This window comes from bacterium (genome assembly GCA_035528375.1).
Taxonomy (GTDB): domain Bacteria; phylum RBG-13-66-14; class RBG-13-66-14; order RBG-13-66-14; family RBG-13-66-14; genus RBG-13-66-14.
This window is the reverse complement of record DATKYS010000043.1, coordinates 1-2,051: the sequence shown is the minus strand read 5'-3', so window position 1 is coordinate 2,051 and position 2,051 is coordinate 1. Positions and strand designations below refer to the sequence as shown.

Annotated in this window: 3 protein-coding genes; all 3 read right to left on the bottom strand. The window is 67.4% G+C overall.

Annotation, left to right across the window (positions count from 1 at the left end; translation table 11 throughout):
- The coding region (locus VM054_03220) for a hypothetical protein (GenBank protein HUT98063.1) at positions 1-288 on the bottom strand (288 nt) is incomplete at its 3' end.
- A 203-nt stretch (positions 289-491) separates the two neighbouring features.
- Positions 492-698 (bottom strand): hypothetical protein, encoded by a 207-nt coding sequence (locus tag VM054_03215; GenBank protein ID HUT98062.1) that lies wholly within the window; start codon positions 696-698, stop codon positions 492-494.
- Between the two features lie 372 nt (positions 699-1,070).
- A complete protein-coding gene (locus VM054_03210) occupies positions 1,071-1,478 on the bottom strand; it encodes a hypothetical protein (protein ID HUT98061.1) in 408 nt (135 codons plus the stop codon).
- Positions 1,479-2,051 lie beyond the last annotated feature (573 nt).

The window sequence follows — 2,051 nt, the reverse complement described above, 5'->3', positions numbered from 1 at the left end:
GGTGACGGTCACCCCCTCCACCTCTATCGGATCGTCCAGGCCCCCGGTGTGGCCGCCCCATCCCGGGACCGGCGTGTATTGTCCAACCCCGGTTTCGATGAAGGCGGCGGAATCAGCCTTGGCGAATTGCTCGGTCATGTCGTGAATCGGTGCCATGTGGATGTGTTCCCCTTGGTGCCCGGGGATCGGCGGTTCATAGATCCATCGGCCGATGTAGTCCCGCCACGGCTGGGTCATGCCCCAGGCGAACACGTCGGTCAAGTCCGCGTCCGGCGTGGTGAAGTCCACGGTCCCCCCGCTCGCGTGAGCTCCGGTCCGCTGACGGCACCCGTCACGCCACCATTTCCAGGAAGTGACGACAACCTTCCCCCACCGATCCCGGACCGGCTGTAACACCCGCTCCGCGGTTGCGCGGAGGCGAGCGATGTCCGCCGGGCTGGCGTGCCGCCAGCAAGGCATTTCCTCCAGGGTGAAGTTTCGGGCGAGGACCGTCACGAGCTACCGCGGCCCCCGGAGTGTGGGGAGCAGGAGCAGGGCACCAAGGGCGAGGATGGGAGTCCACGGGATCGGAGCGGCCGCGGGGGTGCCGCCTCCAGGAGCTCCACCGCCTCCAGGAGCTCCACCGCCTCCAGGAGCTCCACCGCCTCCAGGAGCTCCACCGCCTCCAGGAGCTCCACCGCCTCCAGGAGCTCCACCATTGCCCGGTTCCTCGGGCACGTCGGGGGGTGCGTCACCACCGGGCCCCCCCGGCTCGAAAGGCTCGGCCGGCGCGCCGGCCTCCCACGTCTCCACGGAATAGATCCCGTAGCCGAGCGCGGTCCCGTAGACCGTGACGGGCCCGCCGAAGGAATGGAGCTCGAAGGCGGCGCGGGTGGCGGGGTTCGCGGCGTACTGAAGGTTGAAGTTGTGGCCCGGGACCGAAAAGCGGAGCTCGCCGGTGCTCATCACCTGGAGCTGTCCGGTGATGCTCGGCGCATCCCACGGGTTCGCGTAGCTGCCGAGTCCGGAGGGGCGGCCGCATCCCTGGAAAGCGTACATGTCGGAACCTCGCGAGAATGAAAGAGACCTTGTCAGGTCGTGAGCTCTACACCGTCCCGGGTGAAGGATCCGGTCCTTATGCGCCAGTAGGCGAACCGGATCCCGTTGCCCGCGCCGGCGGTCTGATGTCTCAGGGCCAATTGCATCAAGCGATTAACGGCGGGGTCCCACCAGCACCCCCCGGCGGCGTTGGTGAACCGAAGTTGAGTCGCGCCGGGCAGGAGCGCGCCGCCAACGTACACGTCCAGGGTCGCGTCCCGACTCCCCGAGCCTCCGGTGATGAAGAAGTCGAAGCTCTGCCAGTCGCCGGCGGCCGGCGGCGCGGGGATTGCGATTTGCGTTAGAACGCCGGCGGGGCCCGGTGTCACGTTGTCGTATGCGATGAAGGCGAGCCCGCCCGCCCCATCGCCGAAGATCCCGAACCCCCCTTGATTCGCCACAACCCCGCCCCCGAGCCCGGGCCAATTCTGGATACCAAGATGAGCCGCACTATTGAGGATTGCGACGCCGGTAGAGGAGGTAAGAGCGTGGCCAGCGTCGGGAGCGATGGTAAAGGAGATCCACGCCGCGCGCTGATGCGGTAGGGTGGTGACTCCAGGCGGGAAGGATGGGGCCAGGCCGATTGCGGGGTAAAGCGGAATGTATCCCCAGGTGTGGCAGGCAGCGACGCCGGCAGTCTGCCAGCGCTCGGCGAACATGCCGCGGTAATAGCTGGTGACACGGGTCACACCTCCGCCCGCTTGGTCGAAGCTCCTGAGTGACCGGCTAATTGTGGTGGGGACTGCGGCCGTGGGGAACGTCACCCCGCCGATGATGATGCATTCTCCCGTCTCGAAGTTGGTGGCTTGGTTGTACCGCCAGGGCCATTGCACGTCGAGCGCCCAGCTTGGGGTGGGGCCCTGGAGAATGACGGTTTGGGGCATCGGCCGAGCTCCCTAGATGTCCCAGCCGGCGCGGCTCGCGTCGGCTAGTGCGCTCGGCACGATCCATCCGTGAAGGATCGCCCCGACGTT

Excerpts from the sequence above, each read along its gene's own strand:
- VM054_03215 (HUT98062.1), bottom strand. The coding sequence starts at position 698 with ATGGTGGAGCTCCTGGAGGCGGTGGAGCTCCTGGAGGCGGTGGAGCTC.